Origin of the sequence: Sorangium sp. So ce302, assembly GCF_051530145.1 — a bacterium.
Lineage (GTDB): Bacteria > Myxococcota_A > Polyangia > Polyangiales > Polyangiaceae > Sorangium > Sorangium cellulosum_B.
On sequence record NZ_CP150326.1, the window covers coordinates 892077 to 917862 of the forward strand.

Consider the following 25786-nt stretch of genomic DNA (forward strand, 5'->3'; position numbering starts at 1 on the left):
AGCCATGATGATGACCAGCCGATCGCTTGCTGTATTGCTGACCGTTGCGACCTTGATGGCCGCGCCTGACATCGCTGCCGCTCAGCCGGCGGCGCCGCCGGCCGCGCCAGGGACGGGGCCTGCCAGCGCCGCCGACGCGGCGAAGCGCGCCGAGGCGCTCGTCGACAAAGCGAAGTCGCTCTATCTGGAGGGCAAGTACCAAGAAGCCGAGGCGGCGCTGCTCGTGGCCTGGGAGCTGAACCCGACGTTCGACGTGGCGTACAACCTCGGGAACACGGAATACAAGCTGCAGAAACACCGAGAAGCAGCGCAGTACCTTTCGTTCGCGCTGAGAAACTGGCCGCTGCTGAAGACCGTGGCGAAGCTGAAGCCGAGGGCAGAGCAGTGGCTCGCGGAGTCGCGAGCGCAGGTGGGTGCGCTCAAGGTGTCGGTCACCGTAGCGGGAGCAGACGTGCTGGTGGACGGCAAGATCGTGGGCCGGGCGCCGCTGGAAGGGGAGGTGTTCGTCGACCCTGGCGAGCACCAGGTGGAAGCGAGGCATCTGGACTACGAGCCGGCGAGCCAGACGGTGGGTGTGGCGAAGGGAGGGACGGCGGAGGCGAAGCTGGCGATAACGCCAGTGAAAGCCAAGCCGCAGGCGTCGGCGGGGGCGACGCCGGACGGGGGCACGAGTGCACCGGGCGCGGGGGCTGGTGCGCCGGTGATGGGGCAGCCGCCTGCGGGACCGGTGGAGCCGCAGCCGCTGCCGGAGAAGAGGAGCTGGGTGCCGGTGATCGCGCTGGGGGCGGCGAGCGCGGTGGGGCTCGGCGTGGGGATCGGGATGACGGTGGCGTCGAACAGTGCGAACTCGGAAGCTCGTGCGCAACGGGACCAGATCTTCGCTGCCGGGGGCGGCTGCTTGGCGTCGCCGTCCTTTACAGAGCGATGTTCCGAGCTTCATGATTCAAGTGAGCGTGCCGGTCTCCTAGGAGACATCGCGCTGGGCAGCTACATCGCGTCGGGCGTGCTCGCCACCGCCGCACTAACATATGCCCTGTGGCCGGCGCCAAGGGCCGAGAGATCCACAGCTCTGGTTGTACTGCCGGAGTTGCGGGGTGATGGTTTCGGGCTTGTGATGGCGGGTGCATGGTGAGTCGAGCCGGAGAACGATCGATGAGAACGCTTAGGCGAACCCTGCTTGGAACAGCTGTCGCGATTGCATGGATTTCTAGCGGCTGCGACGGGCTTTGGTACCACATCGAGAACGACTGCGAGATGACGCTCACGTGCGAGAAGTACCGGGGCCGGGGTAGTGAAGTCGTGCCTTCCGGATGCGTGCCGAACGAGATCGAAGCCGCCGTGGATGACACGTGCGGCGTCTTCGTGGCGTCGATAGGCAACGACGGCAACGTAGGTACCCGGGCTGAGCCGGTCGCGACGCTCGCCGAAGGGCTCCGGCGCGCTGCGCAGAGCGGGACGGGGGTCTATGCGTGCGCCGAGACGTTCGAGGAAGCGGTTGAACTGCCAGCGGGCGCGAAGCTTTTCGGTGGCCTCGACTGCGCGAAGGGGTGGGTCTGGATTGGCAAGACGGCGAAGACGGTCGTGGCGCCCGGCGAAGAGGGGATCGCGCTGAAGGTGACGCGGGGCGAGGGCGCAGTGAGGATCGAGGATGTGTCGGCACGCGCGTTGGATGCGCAGGCGCTGGGGGCGTCGTCGATCGCGGTGCTGGTGGACGGTGCGGAGGTCGAGCTAGCGCGGTGCGAGCTGGTCGCGGGCAACGGTGCGGATGGTGCGGAGGGAGACGATGCGCCGACCGAGGTGCCGGCGCAGGCGTCGCCTGGGAACGCCGGGACCGATGCATGCAGTGATGTTGATGGCACCCCGGGGTCAGACGCGGCGCTGTCCGGAGGCGCCCAGGTGGTCAATGAGTGCGGTGGCGATCTGTCGATCGGCGGTGGTGGTGGTGATGGTAATGTGACCAATGGCGGCGACGGTGCGACGAGCCAAGGCACCGCAGAGACCGCACGTGGTGGCGTCGGCGAACCGTTTTCCGGCGCTTGGGACTGTGGCGGCGCGGAACCCAATGGCCGAGGCGACGATGGTTCGAACGGCGCCCCGGGCGATGCCGGCGTCGCCGCGACCGGCCTCGGCACGTTGAACTCATCAGGCTACACGGGGGTCAGCGGCAGAGCCGGCGAAGCGGGCAAGCCAGGTCAAGGCGGCGGCGGAGGCGGCGGCACGAAGGGCGGCGCGGCCATCTGCTCAGGCGCCATGCGGGGAGCTGGGGCGAGTGGCGGCAGCGGCGGACCTGGCGGTTGCGGCGGGCTGCCGGGGCAAGGCGGTGGAGCGGGCGGCGCGAGCATCGCGCTGGCGAGCGTTGAGGGGAAGGTGACGCTGAAGGACTGCGTGCTGAAGGCGGGCAACGGAGGCAAGGGAGGTGCCGGTGGCGACCTTCAGCCAGGTGGGCTTGGCGGTCTCGGCGGAGTTGGCGGCACGGGCGTGGGTGGCTCGAAGGCTGCGTGCGCCGGGGGGCAAGGAGGCCAGGGAGGCAACGGCGGTCCAGGAGGAGGAGGCCTTGGTGGGCCGTCGCTTGCGATCGCGTATCGAGGCGAGGCGGTGAAGCAGGAAGGGCAGACGATGCTGCAACCCGGCACGCCAGGCGCCGGGGGGCCCGGCGGCAGCAACAACGTGTCGGAGAACGCTGGCGCCGATGGCTTGGCGGCGGCGGAGCAGGAGCTTCCGTAAGCACGCGATGAGGTAGCGGGCGGCGTCCTCGAGGACGCCGCCCGCGGGGCCGAAAAGCGCAGCGGGAGGAGGAACTGGCGATCGCGCGAAGCGCCATCGAAGGGGAGAGTTGTGCCCGCGGATGACGCGGGGGGCGGTGAGCAGAGCCCCCTGGATCGCTGCTACCGGCGAGCGGCGGAGAAAGTGAGGACGACCCTACGATTCTGACACAGTCCTGCATGGCTGCGCGTAACTGGGTGAAAAGGTTTTGATTTCAGAAGAGCCCTTGGCGAACTTCACGGGGCACAGCGGGCGAAGGCGGAGGCACGGCGGCGGGGGGGAATGCCGGCGAGGCAGGCGTGAGCGGAGAATGTTGGGACTTCGCGGGCAATGCGAGCTGCGGGCAGTGAAGTGAGCAGCGCGGCGAGGATGGTTGAGAATTCTTCATAGCTGAACGCAATGCGGAGGAGCGGCGGACGAGCGCGGTGCTCCGCGAGCAGCTGAGCTGAAGGAGGAGACAAGAAATGGTTGGACGCACTCCGCGCCGGGGTGATAGGGACTCTTTTGTCGCGGAGACGCGGCACGGTGGGCTCCCCGGCGCTGACAACTTCACCACCACAGAGTGGACTGCCCAAGGCGCGGGCGGAGGTACCGTTGATCTGCTGACTTCTTCTGCGTCGGGCCGCGAGAGCGGATGTTATCCGACGGTCGCTGAAGGGAGCCCGGCAGCAGGTCGCTTTTGCTTCGCGCGAGAGCTGCCCGGCGCGGCGGGATGGCGGAGCCGCAGCGCCGGCTCGAACGTCCCCGTGCCTCAGGAGGCCCCTCGCGTCCGGCGCGTAGCGCGGGACATGGGAGGGGCGGATCGCGCGCAGGCGCGCAGGGCCGAGCACGGGCCGGGTATGGGCATCCTCGTGCTCATTGCTGTTGTCGTCAGCACCCCCGCGCGAACTGCGTGGTGCGAGCAGCGGGTGCGAGTGGTCATGGGAGAGACGGCCGACGCGGCGATGGCGAAGAGCGAGGAGTCGACGGCGGCAGGAGCGACGATGGAGGGGGGCGGGAGCGCGACGGGTGCGGGGATCGTCGGGCGCGTGGCGGGGCCGCAGGCGGTGCTGGTGGAGCCGCGACCGCTGCCGGACAAGAGAAGGAATTGGGTGCCGGTGATCACGCTGGGGGCGGCGAGTGCGGTGTGGCTCGGCGTGGGGATCGGGATGACCGTGGCGTCGAGAAATGCGCGGAGCGACGCGGATGGACATCGAGCGCAGATCCAGCAGATGCACGGACAGTGCATCGAGCCGCCGAGCGACTTGATCTACAGTTGCCGCGACGTGGAGCGTGAGGCGGGGCGCGCGGCTCGTTTCGGCACGGTGTCCGTGGTGAGCTATGCGGCGTCGGGGGCGCTGGCGATCGCCGCAGCCACGTATGCGCTGTGGCCTCAACGCGCCACATCGGCGGGTCGCGCGCTGCGCGTCTTGCCCCAGACGTACGCAGACGGGGGCGGTGTCTTCGTGGTGGGAGTGTGGTGAGCGGGGCGAAGGTGAGCACAATGAGGAACAGATGGATGATGTGGTTGATGAGCTGGGGTGCAGTTTCCATGGCGGCGAGCGGCTGCGACTACCTGTCTGTCGGGCTGACGGATGACTGCGAGTTCCTGCTCACGTGTCCTGATTATCTCGACGGTGGTGGCGGCAGTGTGCCGAACCCCGCATGTGAGGCGGATCCGACGCAGGACGCGAGCACGGTGACGGACGAGTGCGCGGTGTTCGCGAGTGCCACGGCGGAGCCGGGAGGAAATGGGACGAAGGCGAGGCCGTACGTGTCGCTCGGGGAGGCAGTAGCGAAAGCGAACGGCAAGCGGGTGCTGGCGTGCGCGAGCGAGCCGTTCGCGGAGAGCGTGACGATCGAAGCGGGGATCGAGGTGATAGGGGGCTTCGACTGCGAGGCAGGGTGGACGTGGAGCGGACAAGCGCGGAGCGGGATAGAGGGGCCTGCTGGCGCGGTGGCGCTGACGCTCGGGCAAGGCGCAAGCGGAGCGAAGGTGAGGCGCTTCGCGGTGAGCGCGGCGAGCGCGATGGCGCGGGGCGGGTCGTCGATCGGCGTGGCGGTGGCGGACATCGAGGCGGAACTGGTGCAGGTGGATGTGACCGCGGGCGATGGGATGGATGGGGAGGACGGCGCGACGCCGGCGGAGGCGCCGCAGGAGGGCGCGCCGGGGATGGTGGGCACGAATGCGTGCTCGCTTCCGGCAGCGGTTCGTGGCGGCCAGCCGGGCGTGACGATGTGTGAGCGCGGTGAGACGAGCAGTGGCGGTCGAGGCGGGCTTGGAGGGATTATTGATACCGAGGGGGGCAACGGCCTGACAGGTGAGGACGGCACGCCACTGCCCGAGGAGAACCCGGACGAGTACGGACTGGGTGGCGCTGGGCAAGTAGCGGGCAGTTGCCGGCAGGGAGAGCCAGGCGAGCCTGGAGCAGACGGCGGTCCCGGTGTTGTGGGGAGCGACACCCTGTTGTCGCTGGCCGGCATCGCCGGCGGTGATGGAGGCAACGGCGTAACCGGAACGCGTGGTCAAGGTGGAGGTGGCGGCGGTGGCGCCAAGGCCGGCCTGTTCTGCCCTGCCACTCCGGACCCCGTGGAGGGGCCGGGCGCGAGCGGCGGTGGTGGTGGCGCCGGCGGCTGCGGCGGTAAAGGAGGCGGCGGTGGGAAGGCGGGCGGGTCGAGTGTGGGGATCGTGAGTCTGGGGACGAAACTTCTGCTCAGGGAGGTAACGGTCGCGGTGGGCAAGGCGGGCAAGGGCGGGGAAGGTGTCGCCGGCCAGAGCGGGGCGAATGGCGGTCTCGGCGCCGTCGGAGGAACTGCGTCGGGGGTATCGCCCTCAATCGCTGGCTGCAAGGGTGGGGATGGCGGCCGAGGCGGAGCGGGCGGTCCCGGCGGAGGTGGTCGAGGCGGCCATGCGGTGGGCATCGCGTACGCGATGGCGCCGAGCGCAGCGGTTGCGTTGAAGGACTTCACCGAAGGCGCAGTTGGGGACGGCGGCAGCGCGGGGCCGGGCGGGAACGCGGGTACGCCCGGAGCCAGCGGCGCGTGCTGGAACTTTGGTGGAAACGAGAGCTGCGGGCAGTGAGAAAAAGGTGTTGCTGCGTGGCAACTTCGTAGAGCTCAACGGAATGCAATTCTAGGAGGAAGCCTCGGTGGGCCGTCGTTCGTGATCGCCTGCCGAGGCGAGGCGGTGAAGCAGGAAGGGCCGACGACGCTACAGCCCGGCACGCCGGGCGCTGGGGAGAGCCGGCGGAAGCAACAACGTGTCGGATAAGGCGGGCGCGGAAGGCACTGCAGCGGCGGAGCAGGCGTTTCCGTAAGCGACCGATGAGATAGCGGGCGGCGTCGTCGAGGGCGTCGCTCGCCGGCGCGAAGTGCGGCAGAAGAAGATGCTGGCGATCGCATGGAACGCGATCGACGGGAGAGGTGCGTCCTGAGGGTGACCCGCGCAGCGGCAAGCGGATGCTCCGCCGGTGATGCAGGCGACGGCGGCAACACGAGGCCGGGCGGGAACACTGGCGAACTGGGACGAGCGGAGCGTGCCGGAACTTCGGTGGAAACGAGAGCTGTGGGCGGTGCGAGAAAAAGTGGTGTCGCGTGACAATTCCGCAGTTCCCAAGGGAATGCACTCGATTGCGAGCGCCTGGGCAGAGAGAGATACGTGCTGCCGAGTGACAATTGTGCAGGGCTCAAGGGAATGCGATTGGTCGAAGACGAGGGCTGCGGTCTATGAGCAGCTGAGCTGAAGGAGAGAACAAGAAATGATTGGACGTGCCCCGCGCTGGGGTGGTAGGGACCGTTTTGTCGCGGAGACGCGGCACGGTGGGCTTCCCGGCGCTTACAACTTCACCACCTCCGAGTGGACTGCCCAAGGCGCGGGTGGAGGGACCGTTGACCTGCTGACTTCTTCTGCGTCGGACCGCGAGAGCGGATGTTATCCGACGATCGCTGAAGGGAGCCCGGCACCAGGTCGCTTTTATGCGGCGGCAGAGCTTCGAGGCGCGGTCGCGGGGGGATTTATGCGCCACCGCGCTGGAACAGGAGCCGCCGTAGCAGGCGAGACCCCTCCCGTCCCGCGCGCAGCGCGGGGCGTGGGAGGGGCGGACCGCGCGCAGGTGCGCAGGGCCGAGCACGGGCCGGGGGTGGGCATCCTCGTGCTCATTGCAGTCGTTATTAGCACCCCCGCGCGACCTGCGTGGTGCGAGCAGCGGGTGCGGGTGGCTATTGGAGAGACGGCCGACGCGGCGCCGACGAAGAACGAGGCGTCGACAGCCCCGGGAGCGACGACGGAGGGTGGCGGGAGCGCGACGGGTGCGAGGATCGTCGGGCTCGTGGCGGGGCCGCAGGCGGTGCTGGCGGAGCCGCGACCGCTGCCGGAGAAGAGGCGGAATTGGGTGCCGGTGATCACGATGGGGGCGGCGAGCGCGGTGTGGCTCGGCGTGGGGATCGGGATGACGGTGGCGTCGAACAACGCGAGCGCGGATGGGCGCGCGCAGGCCAATGCAATCCTCAACGTCGGCGGTGGCTGCCCGGATGCGCCGCCCAGATACCAACAGGCGTGCTCTGAGCTTCAGACAACGGCCTCCCGCGTCGACACGTTCGGGCGCGCAGCGACCGTGGCGTACACAGCATCGGGCGTGCTGGCCATCGCAGCCGCGACCTATGCGCTATGGCTGCGTTCGGGGACCAAGGCGTCAGACAAGGTTCGTGCACTGCCCGAAGTGTACATCGGTTACGGGGGAATTGCGGTGCGGGGGGCATGGTGAAGAGCCGAAGCGAGGGTGCGATGAAGAGGAATCAAGTTTGTTGGCAGCTGTGTTCCTTGGGCTTGGTCGTTTGCACCGTCGGTTGCGACACGGTATGGAGCAACGTTGCGGAGGATTGCGAGGTCACCCTGTCGTGTGACCACCACCGCGGGCTGTGGGATGGCACAGGCGGCGGTGACCCAAACCCCGCATGCGAGGCTGATCCGACGCAGCACGCGAGCACGGTGACGGACGAGTGCGCGGCGTTCGCGAGCGCGACGGCGGAAGCGGGGGGAGACGGGACGAAGGCGAGGCCGTACGCGTCCCTCGGGGAGGCGGTGGCGAACGCGGGTAACAAGCGAGTGCTCGCGTGCACGAGCGGAGCGTTCGAGGAGAGCGTGACGATCGGGGCCAAGGTCGAGGTGATCGGCGGCTTCGACTGCGAGGCGGAGTGGACGTGGAGCGCAGAGGCACGCAGCGCCATCGAGGGACCCGCGGGCGCGGTGGCGCTCACGATGACGGAAGGCGCAAGCGGGGCGAAGGTGAAGAGCTTCGCGGTTCGTGCGGCGAGCGCGACGGAGCCGGGCGGGTCGTCAATCGGCGTGGCGGTGGCGGACGTCGAGGCGGAGCTGGCGCAGGTGGACGTGACGGCGGGCGATGCGATGGACGGTGCAACCGGCGAGACGCCGACGGAGGTGCCGCAGGCGGGAGCGAGCGCGTCAGTGAAGGTGTCAGAGGCGTGCGACGCGCCGAACCAGGTGTTCGGCGGCGAGCCCGGCGTGACGACATGCGAGGACGGCGAGACGCACGGCGGCGTCGGCGGGCTCGGCGGGATCACGGGGACGGAGGCAGGCAACGGTCTGAAGGGAGCGGATGGTATGCCGTTACCAGAGCCGAACCCGGAAGCGTCCGGCCTTGGTGGCGCTGGGCAAGCCGACGCCAACTGCCGGCGCGGAGAAGACGGCTTGCCCGGCGCTGGAGGCGAGGTCGGCGAGGCTAGGAGCGACACGCAGCTGACGCTGGCCGGCATCGTTGGGGGCGACGGCGGTGCAGGCGAAATTGGCAAGCGAGGTCAAGGCGGAGGAGGCGGCGGGGGAGCGAAGGCCGGCCTGTTCTGCGAGGCCGGCGGCGGAAGCACGGTGGACGGCGTAGGCGCCAGCGGCGGCGGAGGCGGAGCCGGCGGGTGCGGAGGTAAAGGAGGCGGCGGCGGAAAGGCCGGCGGGTCAAGCATCGGGATTGTGAGCCTTGGAACGAAGCTTGTGCTGAGGGAGGTGACCGTCGCGGTGGGCAAGGCGGGCAAGGGGGGCAACGGAGCCGGCGGGAGAGGTGGTGCCGCTGGAGGCAGCGGCGCGACCGGCGGCACTTCATCTGGTCTCCCAGGCTCGAAGGCCGGTTGCGACGGTGGCAAAGGCGGGGCGGGTGGTGATGGCGGTCCCGGTGCAGGCGGCCGAGGCGGCCACTCGGTGGGCATCGCCTACGCGGCGTCGCCGGGAGCTGCGGTGACGCTGGCGAACTTCATTGGGGGCACAGCGGGCGAAGGCGGAGGCACGGCGCCGGGTGGAAATGCCGGCGAGGTGGGCGTGAGCGGAGAATGTTGGGACTTCACGGGCAATGCGAGCTGCGGCGAGTGAAGTGAGCAACACGGTGAGTACGACTGAGAATTGTTGAGAGCTGAGCGCAATGCGGAGGAGCGGCGGACGAGCGCGGTGCTCCGCGAACAGCTGAGCTGAAGGAGGAGACAAGAAATGGTTGGACGCACCCCGTGCCGGGGTGATAGGGACTCTTTTGTCGCGGAGACGCGGCACGGTGGGCTCCCCGGCGCTGACAACTTCACCACCACCGAGTGGACTGCCCAAGGCGCGGGCGGAGGGACCGTTGATCTGCTGACTTCTTCTGCGTCGGGCCGCGAGAGCGGATGTTATCCGACGGTCGCTGAAGGGAGCCCGGCAGCAGATCGCTTTTGCGCGGTGGGAGAGCTTCGAGGCGCGACCGCGGGGGGATGGACGCGCCGCCCCGCTGGACCCCGAACCGCCGTTGCAGGCGAGACCCCTCCCGTCCCGCGCGCAGCGCGGGGCGTGGGAGGGGCGGACCGCGCGCAGGCCCGTAGGGCCGAGCACGGGCCGGGGGTGGGCAGCATCCTTGTGGCCGTCCTTCTTTGCTGCATGCCAGCGCGCGCTGCATGGGGCGAGGAACGCGGCTCATCGACTGCGATGGCGTCGAGGAAATCCGTGGAGGCTGAGCTTGAGTCGGCGTGGGAGCTGAACCCGACGTTCGACGTGGCGTACAACCTCGGGAACACGAAGTACCAGCTGAAGAAGCACAAGGAAGCAGCGACGTACCTGTCGTTCGCGCTGAGACACTGGCCGCTGCTGAAGGGTGTGGCGAAGCTGAAGCCGAACGCGGAGAAGTGGCTGGCAGAGTCGCGGGCGCAGGTGGGTGCGCTCAAGGTGTCGGTCACCGTAGCGGGAGCGGAGGTGCTGGTGGACGGCAAGGGCGTGGGGCGGGCGCCGCTGGAAGGCGAGGTGTTCGTCGACCCCGGCGAGCACCGGGTGGAGGCGAAGCATCTGGACTACGAGCCGGCGAGCCAGATGGTCGGTGTGGCGAAGGGAGCGACGGCGGAGGTGAAGCTGGCGATAACGCCGGTGAAGGCCGAGCCGCAGGCGTCGGCGGGCGTGAAGACGGAGGGGGACGGGAGCGCGGCGGGGGCGACGGGTGGTGGGCCGGTGGTGGGACAGCCGCCGGCGCCGGTGGCGCCGCCACCGCCGCTGCCGGGGAAGAGCTGGGTGCCGGCGATCGCACTGGGCGCAGCGAGCGTGGTGGGGCTCGGCGTGGGGATCGGGACGACGGTGGCGTCGAACAACGCGAACTCGGAGGCTCGCGCGCAGAAGGACCAGATCTTTGTCGCGGGCGGAGGTTGCCTCGCGTCGCCGTCGTTCGCAGAGAGATGCGCGGAGCTCCATCGCTCGGGTGAGCGCGCAGGTCTGCTGGGGGATGTCGCGTTGGGCAGCTACATCGCGTCGGGCGTCCTCGCCGCTGCCGCCGTTACCTACGCCGTGTGGCCAGTGACGAGCGGCGAGAAGTCGAGAGCGCTGCTCGTACTGCCCGCGCCGCGGGTTGATGGCCTCGGCGTTGTGATGGTGAGCACGTGGTGAGTCGAGCCGGAGAACGAACGATGAGAACGCTTGGGCGAACCCTGCTTGGATCGGCCGTCGCTGTTGTGTTGATTGCAAGTGGTTGCGATGGGCTTTGGTACCACATTGAGAACGACTGCGAGCTCATGCTCACGTGCGAGAAATACCGGGGCAGGGGCAGCGAAGTCGTCCCTGCCGGATGCGTGCCGAGCGAGATCGACGGCGCCGTGGACGAGACGTGCGGCGTCTTCGTGGCTTCGACAGGCAACGACGAGAACTTAGGTACCCGGGCCGAGCCAGTCGCGACGCTCGCCGAGGGGGTGCGGCGCGCCGCCGGGAATGGGACGGGGGTCTATGCGTGCGCCGAGACGTTCGAGGAAGCGATCGAGCTGCCTGCGGGCGTAAAGTTCTTCGGTGGCCTCGACTGCGCGAACGGCTGGGTCTGGATCGGCAAGACGGCGAAGACGGTCGTGGCGCCCGGGGAAGAGGGGGAAGAGCGAATCGCGCTGAAGGTGACGCGGGGCGAAGACGCAGTGAGGGTCGAGGATGTGTCGGTGCGCGCGGCAGATGCGGAGGCGCCGGGCGCGTCGTCGATTGCGGTGCTGGTAGATGGTGCGGAGGCGGAGCTGGTGCGGTGCGAGCTGGTCGCGGGCAAGGGAGCGGCTGGCACAAAGGGAGAGGATGCGGATCCCGAGGCACCGGAGCAGGCGTTGCCTGGAAATGCCGGCACGAACGCGTGCAGTGATCTGGATACATCGGGAGCGCCCGATTCCACGCTAGCTGGCGGGGAGCAGGTCGAAAACGCGTGTGGTGGCGCGTTGACCATCGGTGGCGAAGGTGGCGATGGGAAGGTGAACAACGGCGATTCTGGGCAGGTAGGTCAGAGCGGAACCTTTGGAGCGGCAGGTGTCGGCGAACCGCCGGAAGGGGCTTGGAGTTGCAGCGGGCCTGAACCCAATGGCCGAGGCGACGATGGTTCGAACGGTCCCGAGGGCAAAGCCGGCGACGCCGCGAGCGGCCTCGGCACGCTGAGCTCGTCGGGCTACGCGGGCGTGAGCGGCGGACCCGGCAAAGCGGGCACGCCCGGGCAAGGTGGGGGCGGAGGTGGCGGTGCGAAGGGCGGCGCGGCGATCTGCTCGGGGGCCATGCCGGGAGCTGGAGCGAGCGGAAGCAGCGGCGGACCCGGTGGCTGCGGCGGGCTACCCGGCCAAGGCGGCGGAGCGGGAGGAGCGAGCATCGCACTGGCGAGCGTGGACGGGGAGGTGACGCTGAAGGACTGCGTGCTGAAGGCGGGCGAAGGAGGCAAGGGAGGCGCCGGCGGTGACCTTCAGCCTGGTGGGCTTGGCGGTCTCGGCGGAGTTGGCGGCACGGGCGTAGGTGGCTCGAAGGCTGCGTGCGCTGGTGGGCAGGGAGGCCAGGGAGGCAACGGCGGTCCAGGAGGAGGAGGCCTCGGCGGGCCGTCGGTGGCGATCGCGTACCGCGGCGAGGCGGTGAAGCAGGAAGGGCAGACGATGCTGCAACCGGGCACGCCCGGCGCTGGGGGACCCGGCGGAAGCAGCAACGTGGCGGACAACGCTGGCGCGGCAGGCACGGCGGCGGCGGAGCAGGAGTTTCCGTGAGCGAGCGGTGAGGTAGCGGGCGGCGTCGTCGATGGCGTCGCCCGCGTCGCCGCGAAGCGCGGTGGAAGGAGGGCTGGCGATCGCGAGAAGCGCGATCGAAGGGGAGAGGTGTGCCCCGCAGGTGAGGTGCCCGGCGGCGAGCAGCGTCTGGTGGACCGCTACTACCGGCGAGCGGGGGAGAAAGTGAGGAGACCGTACGATTTTGTGACAATCCCTCATGGCTGGGCGTAACTGCTCGAAAAGCCGTCGATTTCCGAAGAAAGCCCTTGGCGAGCGCTTCCGTTGCCGGCAGAATGGGCGCCGCGCGAGCCCAGGGAGCGCTCTGCCGATGCGCCGGAAGTCCAGCGGAAACGGTGTCCCTCCCTTCGGAAGACGCCCCAGCGTGAGCGCGAGGCTGGCGTGGGAGCGGATGTGGGTACGGAGGCTGGGTCTCGAGGGTGTCGAGTGGGAGCCCGAGCTGCACTGCGAACACTGCGTCCAGAAGAGAGCGGCTCGGGAAGCGGTGATGGCGGAGCTCGCATCACGGTCGGGGAGCTGGCCGAAGCTGCGGCTGAGCGGCGGCTGGGCGAAGCACCCACCGAGGGCGGGTGGGCGAAAGAGGCGGAGCAAGGGCCGTTGCAGACGGCTGTTGCTGAAGCTGGTGCGACTGGCGTGTTAATGGCCACCCCGATCCGCAGATTTCTGCCCCTCACATCGTGACGCCTGGGGGCGGGCGCGGGCGGCCGGGAAGTTCGCCCCGGCGAGGCGCGGCGGTAGAGATCACGCCCAAGCGGCGCGCCGGAAAGAAGAAGGCCCTGGGTAGCGACCAGGGCCTTCCGGGGATCGGCGACAGACCGATGTTCGGCCTGTCTCGCACGACCCAGCCGCCAAGGGCAACTTCCCGGCGCGCTGGCCCGGGGACTCGTGCAAGACAGCTTCCGGCTCGCCCGCTGTGGGTGCTGCGCCGAGATGTTCTTCGTCTGCGGCCGATGTGATCGAGGGCAGGTCTACTGCGGCAGCGGCTGCCGCGCCGCGGCTCGCCAGCGGGCTCTGCGCGCGGCTCGGCTGCGTCACCAGCGCTCCGCTGAGGGGCGGCTCGATCACCGGGATCACCAGCGTGCCTACCGCGTCCGACGGGGCCGGCGCGTGATGGATACGGGTTCCGACAACTTGCCCGCATCCGCCAGCGTGTGCCCGCGGACCGGCGCGCCGACGTCGACAGACGACGTGGCCGCCGCCGGCCCGCGGGAGTCAAGGAATGGACGAACTCGTGATGACGATCTCCGCGACAGCGCGGGAGACGCGGGTGCTGCTGACGCAGGGGCCCGACGAGGTGATGAAGGCCCGGCTGCGGTCGGTGGCCACACCGGCGCATCGGTTCGCCGGGCCGATGCTGTGCGAATCGATGGCGCTCTGGCACGACCAGAGGGTCCGTGCTGTCGTTTCTGCGGAGTCCGAGGACATCTTGTTCGCGCTGGGTTTGTGCGACGGCCTCGGCGTCGCGCGCGCGACGCTGCACTACATCGTCGAGCCTCTCTTCATGGACGCCCCGCCCCGCCGCGGGCAACGCCTGCCGGGACTCGGTAACTTCCGTGGCGAGCATCGCCTTCGCAGGAGCCTCGGTCGATGACGATCGACCAGGCCAAGGAGGCGGAGGTTCGCCGCCTACACTTCGCCGAGCACTGGAAGGTCGGCACCATCGCGACGCAGCTCGGTCTGCACCACGACACCGTCGAGCGCGTGCTCGGCCTCGGCAAGGGGGCGCGCTCGCGGCCCGTCGTTCGCGACGCGGATGCCGCGGTGAGCGAGGTGCCTTTGCCGCTGCGCGGCTACGAGGCCTTCGTGATCGAGACGCTGACACAGTATCCCCGGCTCCGCGCCACGCGCCTGTACGACATGCTGGTCGAGCGCGGCTACGAGGGCAGTATGCGCACGGTGCGACGGCATGTCCGGCTCGTGCGCCCGGCGCCCAAGAGCGAGGCGTTCCTCCGCGTCGAGCCGCTCATCGCCGAGCAGGCCCAGATCGACTGGGCCTACGTCGGCAAGCTGCGCGTCGCGGGCGGCACGCGCCAGCTCTGGGCCTTCGTCATGGTCCTGTCGTACTCGCGCGCGATCTGGGGCGAGCTCGTGCTCGACCTGTCCGCGAGCTCGCTCCGCCGCTCGCTCGTGCGCGCGTGCCGCTACTTCGGCGGCGCTACGAGACAATGGCTGTTCGACAACCCCAAGACCGTCGTCCTCGAGCGCCACGGCGACGCCGTGCGCTTCCACCCGGACCTGCTCGCGGTCGCCGGTCAGCTCCGCGTCGCGCCGCGGCTCTGCGCCGTGCGGAAACCGCAGCACAAGGGCAAGGTCGAGCGGGCGATTCGCTTCCTGCGCGACCGCTTCTTCGCCGCGCGCACGATGCGTGATCTCGATCGCGGCAACGCCGAGCTGCTCGTCTTCCTCGACGAGATTGCCAACGTGCGCTCGCACCCCCGATGGCCTGAGCGGCGCATCGACCAGGTGCTCGCGGAGGAGAGGACGAGGCTGCTCGCGTTGCCCGACCCGCTGCCGGAGACGGATCTCGTCCAGCCCGTGCCCGTCGACAAGACCGCCTTCGTCCACTTCGACGGAAACCGCTACTCGGCGCCGTCGCTCCACCACGGCAAGACGCTGACGCTCGTGGCCAGTGACACGACCGTGCAGCTGTTGGACGGCGGCACCGAGGTTGCGCGGCACGTGCGCTGCTGGGGACGACGCCAGGTCATCGAGGCGCCCGAGCACCGTGCCGAGCTGCTCGACCACAAGCGCGCCGCGCGCGAGGCCAAGGGGCGCGAGCGGCTCGGTGCCGCGATCCCCGGCTTCGAGATCCTGCAAGAGCGCTGGGTGGAGGCCGGTCGCAACGTCGGCTTCATGACCGCCAAGGCCCTGCGCCTTCTGGACCTGTACGGCGTCGAGATCCTCGGCGCTGCGGCGCGCGAGGCCATCGCCCGCGGCACCCACGATCCCGGTGCCCTCGCCGTGCTCTGCGAGGAGCGTCGCCGCGCCGCCGAGGGCCCTGTCCCCATCGACATCGATCTCGGAGCCCACGTCCCCGATCGCGACGTGATTCCCCACGACCTGGAGTCCTACGATGCCCAACGATGACGTCGCAGATCTGATTCACTCCCTCGGCGTACGCGTGTCGCGCGAGGCGCTGCTCGCGCTCATCGCGCATGCGACCACGGCGCGCTTGTCGCCGGTGCAGACGTTCGAGGAGCTCGCCGCCATCGCCCGCCGCGAGCGCGCCGAGCGCAACCTCGCCGCGCGCGCCAAGGCGGCGACCCTCGGCACCTTCAAGCCCCTCGAGCGCTTCGACTGGAACCACCCGCGCACGATCCAGCGTGAGCTCGTCGAGGAGCTGATGACCCTCGACTTCGTCGCCAAGGGGCACAACGTCCTGCTCCGAGGTCCGAGCGGCGTCGGCAAGACCATGCTCGCCCAAAACCTCGGCATGGTCGCCCTCCAGCGCGGCTACACCGTGCGCTTTACGACGCTGTCGGCCGCGCTCGCGGATCTGCTCAAGCAGGAGTCGCTGCCGGCCCTCGAGCGACGGCTGCGAAAGTACACTGCCCCGTCGCTGCTGATCCTGGACGAAATCGGCTACCTGCCGTGCAGCCGTCAGTCCGCCGATCTGCTCTACAACCTCATCAGCCGCAGGCACGAGAGCCGATCGCTCGTGCTGACGACGAACCTGCCATTCAAGCAGTGGAGCACGGTCTTTCCGGGCGCGGCGTGCGTCTCGGCGCTGATCGACCGCTTCGTCCAGCACTGCCACATCCTCGACATCGATGCTGACTCGTGGCGGCAGAAGGAGTCGTTGGCCATGAGCGAGGCGCGCTCCAAGCCGACGGCAGAGGCCGCCGCGCCGCCTGCCCCGGCGGCAGCGAAGAGGCGCTGACCCGGGCGACGCCGGGTGCGATTTCCGCGGCGCCCGGGGGTCAGATTTCCGCGGGCGCCACGGTCACTTTTCTGCGGACGTGAGGGTCACGATTCCGCGGATCCTCGTGGCCAGATTCCTGCGGATCTCCGAGGCCATCTACAGACTGGCGCGTCTCGAGCGCGAGGATTCTTGAGCAAGCGGCCCCGAGGGGTCGATTCGAGCGAGCAGGCGTTGACGGACTGGGCGCGCTGAGGGCGCACGGCGGCGGCGCGGTGCGCTGGGCGACAGAGTAGAAACCGGCGCACCGCGGGTGTGGTGCGCACTGACTCGGCTCGTCCGTGCGACGAGCGTGCGAGGTGGACGATGGTGTGTCCAACGCTCGCCATCGAGGCGGGGGCGGATGCCCCCGTGTCGAGGCGTCGTGCGAGCAACGAGGAGCGCTCTGGTGAGCTGCCCTGTCTGGGGCTGTTCCTGGTCACGGGTGGATTCGGCGGAGAGGTTGTCTCCCGTACTGCTGTTGAGGTGGTACACGCATGTTTGGAAGGTAGTGCGGAAGGAGGGTGGGTTGGTGAGATGACTGCACCGCAGTGTCGGGACGAAGTGCGACTCATGATGAGTCCTCGTCGAACATGTCATTTCCGCCCCGAGGGCGATCGTCTGGAGCCGGGCCGGAGCGGCACGCCGGTGAGCTTCGCCGGTGTGCTGCTCGCGCCGGGGGCGGTGTACATCGCCTACGTCGGCGAGATGCGCATCTATCGATTCCGCGGCGGCAGGTTGGAGGAGCGAACGCGTGGTTTCGCGGCGCTCGACGGTGGCGTGTCGGATGGAACCGTCTCGCCGGATGCGCTGGCCATGCTGGTGCAACATGCAAAGGCGGCGCCGCGCGCGCTCGGTTGCGAGGCGGCGGTGGAGATGAAAACCCAGGTCGAGAACACGGAGCCGGGCGACGTCTTCCTCGTGTGCTCGGGCGGCCTCTGGAGTGCTGTGGCCGAGCGCCGGATCACCGGCATCCTCGCAGCGCACCGCGAGCTGCGCCTCGCGGCCAGCCTGCTTGTCGACTGCGCTGATGAGAATGGCGAGTCCGAGCTGGTGACGTGCATTCTGGCGCGGGTTGCCGATATCTGACGGATCTGAAGGTTAGAACTCCTGAGGAGGAGCGGGGCATAAGTCCTGGAGGGCGGCGAGGCTGCGTCGAGGCGACCCCGCCCGTCCCGCGCGTAGCGCGGGACTTGGGAGGGGCGGGCGGCGCGCAGGCGCGAAGCGCCGAGCACCGACCGGGGGAGGGCATCAGCTCTCCCTTCTTCTTCGTGTTCTTCTCGTTATCTCGCTCGTCCTGGGGGTGTGGTGATGGCGCGGGAGGCGCTGAAGGCACGTGGCGAGCAGAACCCCGTGGATCGCCGCTATCGGCGAGCGACGGAGAACGTGAAGATGACCATACGATTCCGTGGCGATCCAGTATGGCTGCGCGTAACTGGGTGAAAAGGCTTCGATTTCAGAAGAAAGCCCTTGGCGAGCTTCATGGGGGCACAGCGGGCGAGGGCAGAGGCCTGGCGCCAGGTGGAAACGCCGGCGAGGTGGGCGTGAGCGGAGAATATCGGGACTTCCGGGGCAATGCGAGCTGCGGTCAGTGAAGTGAGCAGCACGATGAGAATTTACGGGAGCTGAGCGCAATGCGGATGAGCGACTGACGAATGCAGTGCTCTGCGAGCCGCTGAGCTGAAGGAGGAGACAAGAAATGATTGGACGTGCCCTGCGCTGGGGTGGTAGGGACTCTTTTGTCGCGGAGACGCGACACGGTGGGCTGCCCGGCGCTGACAACCTCACCACCATCGAGTGGATTGCCCAAGGCGCGGGTGGAGGGACCGTTGACCTGCTGAACCCTTCTGCGTCGGGTCGCGAGCGCGGATGTTATCCGACGGTCGCTGAAGGCAGTCCGGCAGCAGGTCACTTTTGCGCGGCGGGGGAGCTGCGATGTGCGGCGCCGGGGCGGAGGCGTGATGGCGCTGGGCCCCGAACCGCGATCGCCGCCGCGACCCCTCCCGTCCCGCGCGGAGCGCGGGATTTGGGAGGGGCGGACCGCGCGCAGGCCCGCAGGGCCGAGCACGGGCCGGGGAATGGGCATCGTGGTGTTGCTCTCCGTCTTGCTCTGCACCCCAGCGCGAGCAGCGTGGTGCGAAGAGCTGGAAGGGGAGGTGGTCGTCGAGCCAGGGGAGCACCGGCTAGAGGTGAGGCTGGCGGGGTACCTGCCGGTGGGCTCGGTGGAGCCGGCGGGCTCGGCGGAGCCGGTGGCATGGGGGGCAGCGGGTCGAAGCACGCGTGCGCTGGTGGGCAGGGAGGGCAAGGAGGCAATGGCAATCCAGGAGGAGGAGGCCTCGGTGGGCCGTCGTTCGCGATCGCGTACCGAGGCAAGGCGGTGGAGCAGGAAGGGGAGACAACGCTGCAACGCGGCACGCCGGGCGCTGGGGGCCCCGGCGGCAGCAACACCGTGGCGGACAACGCGGGCGCGGCAGGCTCGGCGGCCGTGGAGCAGGAGTTTCCGCAAGTGAGCGACGAGGTGGCGGGCGGCCTCGTCGGCCGCCAGCCGCCGCGAAGCGTGGCGGAGGCGACCCCGACGATCGCGCGACGCGCCATCAAGGAGGCGACGCATCTCCCGCAGGCAACAGGCACAGCGGCCAGCAGCGCCCGCTGGACTGCTGCCACCGGCGAGCGGTGGAGAAAGTGAGGGCGGCCGTACGATTTTGTGATGACCCGGACTGGCTGAGCGTAAGTAATCGAAAGACATCGATTTCTGGACGAAAACGCTTGGCGAGCTCTTTCGTGGCCGGCAGTATGCGCGCCGCTCAATCCCAAGGAGCGCCCTGCCGATGCGCCGGAATTCCAGTGGAAACGATGTCCCTCCCTCCGGAAGACGTCCCAGCCCGAGCGGGATGGGGGAGTGGGAGCGGATGTGGGTGCGCAGGCTGGGCCTCGAGGATGTGGAGTGGGACCCCGAGCTGCACTGCGAGCACTGCATCGCGAAGCGAGCGGCCTGGGAAGCGGTGATGGAGGAGCTTGCATCACGGTCGGGGAACCGACCGAAGCTGCTGCTGAGCCCTGGGTGGGAGAAGATTCCTTTGAGGGCAGGTAGGCGAAGCAGGCGGAGCAAGGGCCGCTGTAGGCGGCTGCTGCTGAAGATGGTGCGATTGGCGCGCCTCGTGCGCGACGATTTTTGAGCGCTTGAGCAAGAGGTCCCGTCGCGAGCTTCCAGTCGGAGCGACCAGCCGCTGACGGCCTGAGCTCGCCGAGGGCGCACGGCGGCGCCGCAGCGCGGCGGGCTGGGCGACAGAACAGGAGACCGGCGCACCGCGAGCGTGGTGCGCGCTGACTCGGCTCGTCGTTGCGACGAGCGTGCGAGGTGGAGGATGGTGCGTCCAACGATCGCCATCGAGGCAGGGGCGGATGCCCTTGTGTCGAGGCGTCGTGCGAGCAACGAGGAGCGCTCTGGTGAGTTGCCTTGCCTGGGGCTCTTCCTGGTCACGGGCCGGCTTGGCGGAGAGGTCGTCTCCCGCACGGCGATCGAGATGGTGCATTCCGCTGTCGAGGCAGCCAGCGTGGACGACCTTGGTGCTGGTGAGATGATTGCGTCGCAGTGCCGGGACGAAGTGCGGTTCATGATGAGCCCGCGTCGAACAGGCCGCTCCGAGGACGAACGTCCGGGGCCGGGACCGAGCGGCGTGCAGGTGACCTTTGAGCCCGAGCAGGTAATGTGCGTCCTGGCACGTGTTGCGGGGTCTGTGGGTTGAACTCGTCAGGAGGAGCGGTGCAGCAGCGCCGGAGCGCGCGCAGGCCCGGAGGGACGAGCACGGGCCGGGGTGGGCAGCATTCTTGTGGGCGAAGGTGACGGCGCGAAGGGTGGGGAGGCGATCTTCCCGGGAGCCAAGCCGGCGCCGGAGCGAGCGGAGGCAGCGGCGAACCCCGCGGCTGCGGTGGACTGCCCGGGGAGGGGGCGGAGCAGCGAGCAGAGCCCGCTGGACTGCTGATCGCGGCGAGCGCTGCAGAAAAAATGAGAGACGGTATGATCTCGTGGCAATTTCGGAGGGCTGAACGTAACTCGGCAAAACGGCAACGATGATTCGAAGAAACCCCTTGGCGAGCTCATTCGTTGCCGGCAGAATGGGCGCCGCCCGAATTCAAGGAGCCCCATGCCGAAGCGCCGAAGGTCCCGCGGAGACGACCCCCCTCCCTCTGGTAAGCGCCCCAGCTTGAGCAAGATGGGGGAGTGGGAGCGGATGTGGGTACGGAGGCTGGGTCTCGAGGACATCGACTGGGATCCTGAGAAGTATTGCATGCACTGCATCGCGGAGCGGGCCGCTCGCGAAGAGGCGGCGGCGGAGGAGCTCGCGCCGCCGTCAGGGCCCAGACTGCCCGCGTCGCAGAGCCTCTTGTGGGCGAAGAACCCACGCCCGGCAGGTGGCCCTAAAGCGCGAAGCAAGCGTCGCCCCAAGCTGATGCTCGTGCCCTCGGTGCACCGCAGAAGCGAGGACTCTTGAGCGAGAGGCCCCTTCACGAAGGGGCTGAATCGAGCGAGTCGACCAGAGGGTGTGGGGGACGCAGGCTCTGATGGGCTCTCCGGGAACCTGTCGTGTTGTGCCAGAACACCGCATCTCTCGCATCCTCGCTGCATCTCGCGAGTTGCTGCGCGAGTCGCGCCTTCGCGAGTCGCGGCTTCTGATGGATGGACTGCGCTCATGAGCTCGCGCTGCGAGCCCGAGCGCGCGACGTGCGCCCCGGCGCGCGTCGGCAACGGCCGAGGCGCTCCGCCATGAGCGCGATCAGCCCGTGCGCGCGCCCACACCTCGCGCAGGCTCACGCCGGCGCTCGGCTCTCCCCGGCCACACCGGCCTCCCGCCCGAACGCCCGGCCGCAGCGCCGTCGCACGCAGGAAGCGCACCACGGCCTACCTCCGTGCGCCCCGCTCCTGCTACCCTGCTGGCCGTGGCGATAACGACCGATTTCCTCGTCATCGGTAGCGGTGTGGCTGGGCTGACCTTCGCGCTCGAGGCGGCCGAGCACGGCGAGGTGATCATCGTCACCAAGCGCGCGCGTGACGAATCCAACACGAAGTACGCCCAGGGCGGCATCGCCGCGGTCTTCGCCCCGGACGACTCCCCCGAGGCGCACATCGCCGACACACTCGAGGCGGGGGCGGGCCTCTGTCACGAGGTGGTCGTCGAGATCTGCGCGCGGGAGGGGCCCGAGCGGGTGCGCGAGCTCATCGCGCGGGGCGCCCAGTTCGATCACGAGAACGGCCAGGTGCGCCTCGGGCGCGAGGGGGGGCACTCCGCGCGGCGGATCGTGCACGCCGCCGACGCGACCGGCCTCGAGATCGAGCGCGCGCTCCTCGAGCAGGCCCGGCAGAACCCGAACATCCGCTTCGCCGAGCACCACACGGCGATCGACCTCATCCCGCTCTCCCGGTTCGGGGGGCCGGACATCTGCGCCGGCGCCTACGTGCTCGACGAGACCGACGCCGCGCTGAACCAGGGCAGGCCGCGGCCGCGCGACTCGGAGCGGCCAGCGCCCCGGCACCGGCCGGCCTCGAAGCCGCACGTCGTCGAGACCTACCTCGCGCGGGCGACCGTGCTCGCGACTGGCGGCGCAGGCAAGGTCTACCTCTACACGACGAACCCCGACGTCGCGACGGGCGACGGCGTCGCCATGGCCTACCGGGCAGGCGCCGAGATCGCGAACATGGAGTTCTACCAGTTCCACCCGACGTGCCTGTTCCACCCGGAGGCGAAGAGCTTCCTCGTGAGCGAGGCGCTGCGCGGCGAGGGCGCCATCCTCCGGCTGCCGGACGGGACGGCCTTCATGGCCAGCCACGATCCGCGCAAGGACCTCGCGCCGCGCGACATCGTGGCGCGGGCCATCGACTTCGAGATGAAGCGGACAGGCTCGGACTACGTGCTGCTGGACATCACCCACCGGCCCGCGAGCTTCGTCCGCGAGCACTTCCCGACCATCCACGCGCAGTGCCTGCGCTACGGCATCGACATCACCGCGCAGCCGATCCCCGTCGTGCCGGCCGCCCACTACATGTGCGGCGGGATCACCACCGATCTCTACGGCAGGACGACGATCCCCGGGCTCTGGGCGATCGGCGAGTGCACGTGCACGGGGCTGCACGGCGCGAACCGGCTCGCCTCGAACTCGCTGCTCGAGGGGCTCGTCTTCGGCCACCGCGCGGCCGCGCGCCTCGGCACCCAGATCGCCGAGCTCCGGCAGAGCGCGTTCCCCGATGTGCCCGAGTGGCAGGTCGGCAACGCGGTCGCCAGCGACGAGGAGGTCGTCGTCGCCCACAACTGGGACGAGCTGCGCCGCACCATGTGGAACTACGTCGGCATCGTCCGGTCCGACGCCCGCCTCCGGCGCGCCGCCCGGCGGATCTCCCTGCTCCAGGAGGAGATCCGCGAGTACTACTGGAAGCACCTTGTCACCCGGGATCTGCTCGAGCTGCGCAACATCTCCACCGTGGCCGAGCTCATCGTCGGCTGCGCCTCCGCCCGGCACGAGAGCCGGGGGCTGCACACGACGATCGACTACCCCGAGACGAACGATCGCCTCGGCACGGACACGGTCGTGAAGCGGGGCGTCCTGCCTTATCTGCGAGGTCGATGAGCGATCTGCACGGCACCCCCGACCCTCCGCCGAGCGGCGGAGGGCCCGGTCCGCTCGTCCGGCGAGGCGGCGAGGAGCGACCGATGTCGATCCCCGGGGCCATCGGCTGGACCGTGGGCGTCACCGCGCTGTTCCTGTTCCTGCTCGGCCTGATCTCCTCCTTCCGGATGGAGCCGGCGCTCGACGGCGCGGGCTCGTTCCGGGCGGCGCCGGAGCTCGACGTCATCGGCAGCTTCGCGTGCCAGGCCGCGGCGTACCTGCTCGGGCTCTTCGGCGTGCTCCAGGTGCACGCGCCCCGCGCGTCGATCCGGCAGTTCCTCGGCGTGCGCGGGACGCACGTGGCGTTCTATCCGCTGGCGATCGCGCTCGGCTTCGCGCTCGAGGGGCCCATCGCCGCGCTCTACACGGCGATCGAGGCGCGCTGGCCGTCGGGGATCGACGACGCCGAGCTCGTCCGGGTCTTCGTCGACGCGAGCGCGCCCGAGCGGGCCGCGCTCGGCCTCATCTTCATCGTGCTCGGCCCCGCGCTGGAGGAGGTCTTCTTCCGGGGAGCGCTCGCCCGCCCGCTGCGCTGGACGCACCGCGCGTCGCTCGTGATCGCGATCACGGCCGCGCTCTTCGCGGTGGCCCACGTCGGGTGGCAGAAGTTCCTGCCGATCGGCATCTTCGGCGCGGCCCTCGGCGTCCTCCGCGTCGCGAGCGGCTCGCTCTTGCCGTCCATCCTCCTCCACGGCACCTACAACGCCATCCAGTGCTTCTCGCTCCTCTCCGCGGCGGGCACGGGGGCCGCCGACGGCGCGCCCTCGGCCGCCGGCGCCGCGCTGCCCGACGCCGCGGCGAGCCCGGTGTGGCTCGTGGCGGTGAGCTCCGCCTCTGCGCTCGTGTTGACCGCGCTCGCCTGCGTCCTCGGCCGTCGCGCCGAGGGGGCGGCCCGCGCGAGGGAAAAGGACCTCTCATGATGCCGTCGTTCGGGAGCCAAGGCGGCGGCGAGAGCCGATCCGCGCAGATCGCAGCGGGGGACGGCGAGGGCCGCTCCTCCGGGACCGTGGACGCGAGCGGCCAGGGCCGCGCCGCTCCGCGCGCCGGGGCGAAGCGAGCGCGCGTCAGCCTCTGCTTGCCCGGGGGCGGCCTGACGGGCGCGCTCTACCAGATCGGCGCGCTCGCGGCGCTCGAGGATGGCGTCGAGGGGATCGACAACCAGAGCTTCTCGCTCTACCTCGGGCACGGCAGCGGCGCCGCGGTGGCCGCGGCCCTGGCGGGCGGCATCCCGATCGAGCGGCTCTACCGCGCCCTGCTCGATCCGGTCGACAACTTCTTCCCGCTGGAGCGCAGCCACCTCCTCCACATCGACGTCGGCGAGTGGCGGCGCGCGCTCAGCACCAGCCTGGTCGCGCTCCGCCACGCGATCGTCCGGCTCACGACCCGGGGCGACGCGACCCCGAACGCGCCGGCGCAGCAGTACCTGTTCGAGCAGCTCGATCGCTTCAACGACTCGCTCCCCGCGGGGCTCTTCCAGCTCGATCGTTACGAGCGGTTCCTCGGCGAGTTCTTCCTGAGGCGCGGCATCCCGAACTCGTTCCGCGCGATGCCGCGGACGCTGCGCATCCCGGCGCACGACCTCGACTCGGGCGAGCGCGTCGTCTTCGGCGCCGAGGGGTTCGACCACGTCCCGGTGTCGCTCGCCTGCGCGGCGTCGCTCGCGCTCCCGCTGTTCTTCTCGCCGGTGCGCGTCGAGCACCGCCACTACCTCGACGGCGGGCTGGGCCACGTGGCGCACCTCGATCTCGCGCAGGCCGCCGGCGTGGACCTCACGATCGTCGTGAGCCCGCTCGTGCCCGTCTCCACCGCGCACCGCCCCGTCCCGACAGGGCACGGGGTGCGCGAGAGCGTGCGCGACAAGGGCATGCTCTGGATCTTCAACCAGGCGATGCGGATCGGGGCGCACGCGCGGCTCCACCAGGCGGTGGGGCGCGCGCTCGCCGAGGGCAAGATGCAGGTCCTCGTGCTCGAGCCCGCGCGGAACGACGCGCTGCTGTTCCTCCACAACCCTGCCAACCTGCGCGCGCGGCGCGCCATCCTGGAGTACGCCTACCGGACGACGCGCGAGCGCATCGCGGTGTGGATGGACAAGAACCGCGCCGTGGTCGAGGCGATGGGGTGGCACGAGGCCCGCGCGTCGGGCCCGTCGGCTGGCTGAGGCGCATCGCCCACCCGAGGGCCTGGTCAGCGGGCCCAGGGCGCATCGGCCGCCCGAGCGCCCGCTCGGCCGGCGAGGGCCGGTCAGCTGGCGAGGGATGAGAACCGGGCGATCGTCAGCTCGTCGGGCGGGACGCTGATGCGGGCGCGCGGGATGGCGACGCCGTGGAGGTAGCGCCAGCCCTCGCCGTCGTGGAGGAAATCGGACAGCTCGACGAACGATCGATCGACGCCTGCCTCGAAGATCTTGGCGAGGAACAGCACCGACGCCGAGTCACCGCTCTGCAGGCTGTCGAGGATCTGGAGGCCCCGGTACCGGTGGTGGTGGATCGTCACCTTCAGCTCGCGGAGCACCTGATCCCTGTCGCGCCCGCGGTCGATGTGGCCCATGTGCAGCGTCCGCCAGAGGTAGGCGGTGTCTCCGACGGCGAACGCGGCGTACCGCGAGCGCATCAGCGCCACGGCGTCGGGCGCCTCGCGATCGCCCAGATGGCAGGGGGCGCAGCACTCGCGGTACGAGCGCCCCGAGCCGCACGGGCACGGGCGGGAGAGGGTCCCCGTACCAGGACGAACATCTCGGGTCATGGGCGTTCTCTACACGGGTTCGTGCCCCGTTGCAGCGCCCTGGGGGGCGTCGAGATGGGGCGCGGTGGGCGTGCGGCAGGACGGCCCGGCACGGCATGGCGCGGCCTGCGGCAGGACGGCCCGGCACGGCATGGCGTGGCGTGGCCCGGCGCCGTCGCGCCGTCCAGCGCCGACCCGCGCGCGTCCCTGAGCGAAGCCTCTTGCGGGGCGCCGGCGAGGACGGTAAGGCGGGCG

The 25786-nt window shown here is 69.9% G+C and carries 18 protein-coding genes; 17 read left to right on the forward strand and 1 reads right to left on the reverse strand.

What is annotated here, in order from left to right; all coding sequences use genetic code 11:
* Positions 1-4: 4 nt before the first annotated feature.
* The 17 genes from WME73_RS03360 (at position 5) to WME73_RS03440 (ending at position 24968) form a co-directional block, all read left to right on the forward strand.
* Positions 5-1132 (forward strand): PEGA domain-containing protein, encoded by a 1128-nt coding sequence (locus WME73_RS03360; protein ID WP_437914708.1) that lies wholly within the window; start codon positions 5-7, stop codon positions 1130-1132.
* 122 nt (positions 1133-1254) lie between these two features.
* Positions 1255-2724 (forward strand): PGRS family protein, encoded by a 1470-nt coding sequence (locus WME73_RS03365; protein ID WP_437914709.1) that lies wholly within the window; start codon positions 1255-1257, stop codon positions 2722-2724.
* An 890-nt stretch (positions 2725-3614) separates the two neighbouring features.
* A complete protein-coding gene (locus tag WME73_RS03370) occupies positions 3615-4226 on the forward strand; it encodes a hypothetical protein (RefSeq protein WP_437914710.1) in 612 nt (203 codons plus the stop codon).
* 35 nt (positions 4227-4261) lie between these two features.
* A complete protein-coding gene (locus WME73_RS03375; protein ID WP_437914711.1) occupies positions 4262-5824 on the forward strand; it encodes a hypothetical protein in 1563 nt (520 codons plus the stop codon).
* A gap of 1057 nt (positions 5825-6881) precedes the next feature.
* The gene (locus tag WME73_RS03380; protein ID WP_437914712.1) at positions 6882-7505 is read left to right on the forward strand and encodes a hypothetical protein; all 624 of its coding nucleotides are present in this window, start codon (positions 6882-6884) and stop codon (positions 7503-7505) included.
* Positions 7506-7561: 56 nt separating this feature from the next.
* On the forward strand, positions 7562-9115 hold the full coding sequence (locus WME73_RS03385; protein ID WP_437914713.1) for a hypothetical protein: 1554 nt from the start codon (positions 7562-7564) through the stop codon (positions 9113-9115).
* Between the two features lie 597 nt (positions 9116-9712).
* Positions 9713-10636 carry a PEGA domain-containing protein gene (locus tag WME73_RS03390; RefSeq protein WP_437914714.1) on the forward strand — a complete coding sequence of 308 codons (924 nt, stop codon included), beginning with the start codon at positions 9713-9715 and terminating at the stop codon, positions 10634-10636.
* 125 nt (positions 10637-10761) lie between these two features.
* Entirely contained in the window at positions 10762-12234 is a 1473-nt protein-coding gene (locus WME73_RS03395; RefSeq protein WP_437914715.1) for a PGRS family protein, read from the forward strand.
* A gap of 1237 nt (positions 12235-13471) precedes the next feature.
* Positions 13472-13843 carry a hypothetical protein gene (locus WME73_RS03400; RefSeq protein ID WP_437741866.1) on the forward strand — a complete coding sequence of 124 codons (372 nt, stop codon included), beginning with the start codon at positions 13472-13474 and terminating at the stop codon, positions 13841-13843.
* Complete coding sequence (gene istA / locus WME73_RS03405; RefSeq protein WP_437741865.1) at positions 13840-15339, forward strand: IS21 family transposase; 1500 nt, start codon at positions 13840-13842, stop codon at positions 15337-15339. The genes WME73_RS03400 and istA overlap by 4 nt, the downstream gene beginning before the upstream one ends.
* Positions 15326-16132 carry an IS21-like element helper ATPase IstB gene (istB, locus tag WME73_RS03410; protein ID WP_437741864.1) on the forward strand — a complete coding sequence of 269 codons (807 nt, stop codon included), beginning with the start codon at positions 15326-15328 and terminating at the stop codon, positions 16130-16132. The genes istA and istB overlap by 14 nt, the downstream gene beginning before the upstream one ends.
* Before the next feature lie 591 nt (positions 16133-16723).
* The gene (locus WME73_RS03415; RefSeq protein WP_437914716.1) at positions 16724-17239 is read left to right on the forward strand and encodes a PP2C family protein-serine/threonine phosphatase; all 516 of its coding nucleotides are present in this window, start codon (positions 16724-16726) and stop codon (positions 17237-17239) included.
* A 1165-nt stretch (positions 17240-18404) separates the two neighbouring features.
* Positions 18405-18836 (forward strand): hypothetical protein, encoded by a 432-nt coding sequence (locus tag WME73_RS03420; RefSeq protein ID WP_437914717.1) that lies wholly within the window; start codon positions 18405-18407, stop codon positions 18834-18836.
* Positions 18837-19965: 1129 nt separating this feature from the next.
* Positions 19966-20133 carry a hypothetical protein gene (locus WME73_RS03425; RefSeq protein WP_437914718.1) on the forward strand — a complete coding sequence of 56 codons (168 nt, stop codon included), beginning with the start codon at positions 19966-19968 and terminating at the stop codon, positions 20131-20133.
* A 955-nt stretch (positions 20134-21088) separates the two neighbouring features.
* Positions 21089-22771 (forward strand): L-aspartate oxidase, encoded by a 1683-nt coding sequence (locus tag WME73_RS03430; protein WP_437914719.1) that lies wholly within the window; start codon positions 21089-21091, stop codon positions 22769-22771.
* A gap of 83 nt (positions 22772-22854) precedes the next feature.
* Entirely contained in the window at positions 22855-23730 is an 876-nt protein-coding gene (locus WME73_RS03435) for a CPBP family intramembrane glutamic endopeptidase (RefSeq protein WP_437914720.1), read from the forward strand.
* Positions 23727-24968, forward strand: coding sequence for a patatin-like phospholipase family protein (locus tag WME73_RS03440; protein ID WP_437744141.1), 1242 nt, complete (start codon positions 23727-23729; stop codon positions 24966-24968). Before WME73_RS03435 ends, WME73_RS03440 begins: the two co-directional genes overlap by 4 nt.
* A gap of 83 nt (positions 24969-25051) precedes the next feature.
* On the opposite strand, the gene WME73_RS03445 is transcribed toward WME73_RS03440, so the two are convergent.
* A complete protein-coding gene (locus WME73_RS03445) occupies positions 25052-25552 on the reverse strand; it encodes a YchJ family protein (RefSeq protein ID WP_437297724.1) in 501 nt (166 codons plus the stop codon).
* Positions 25553-25786: the final 234 nt, after the last annotated feature.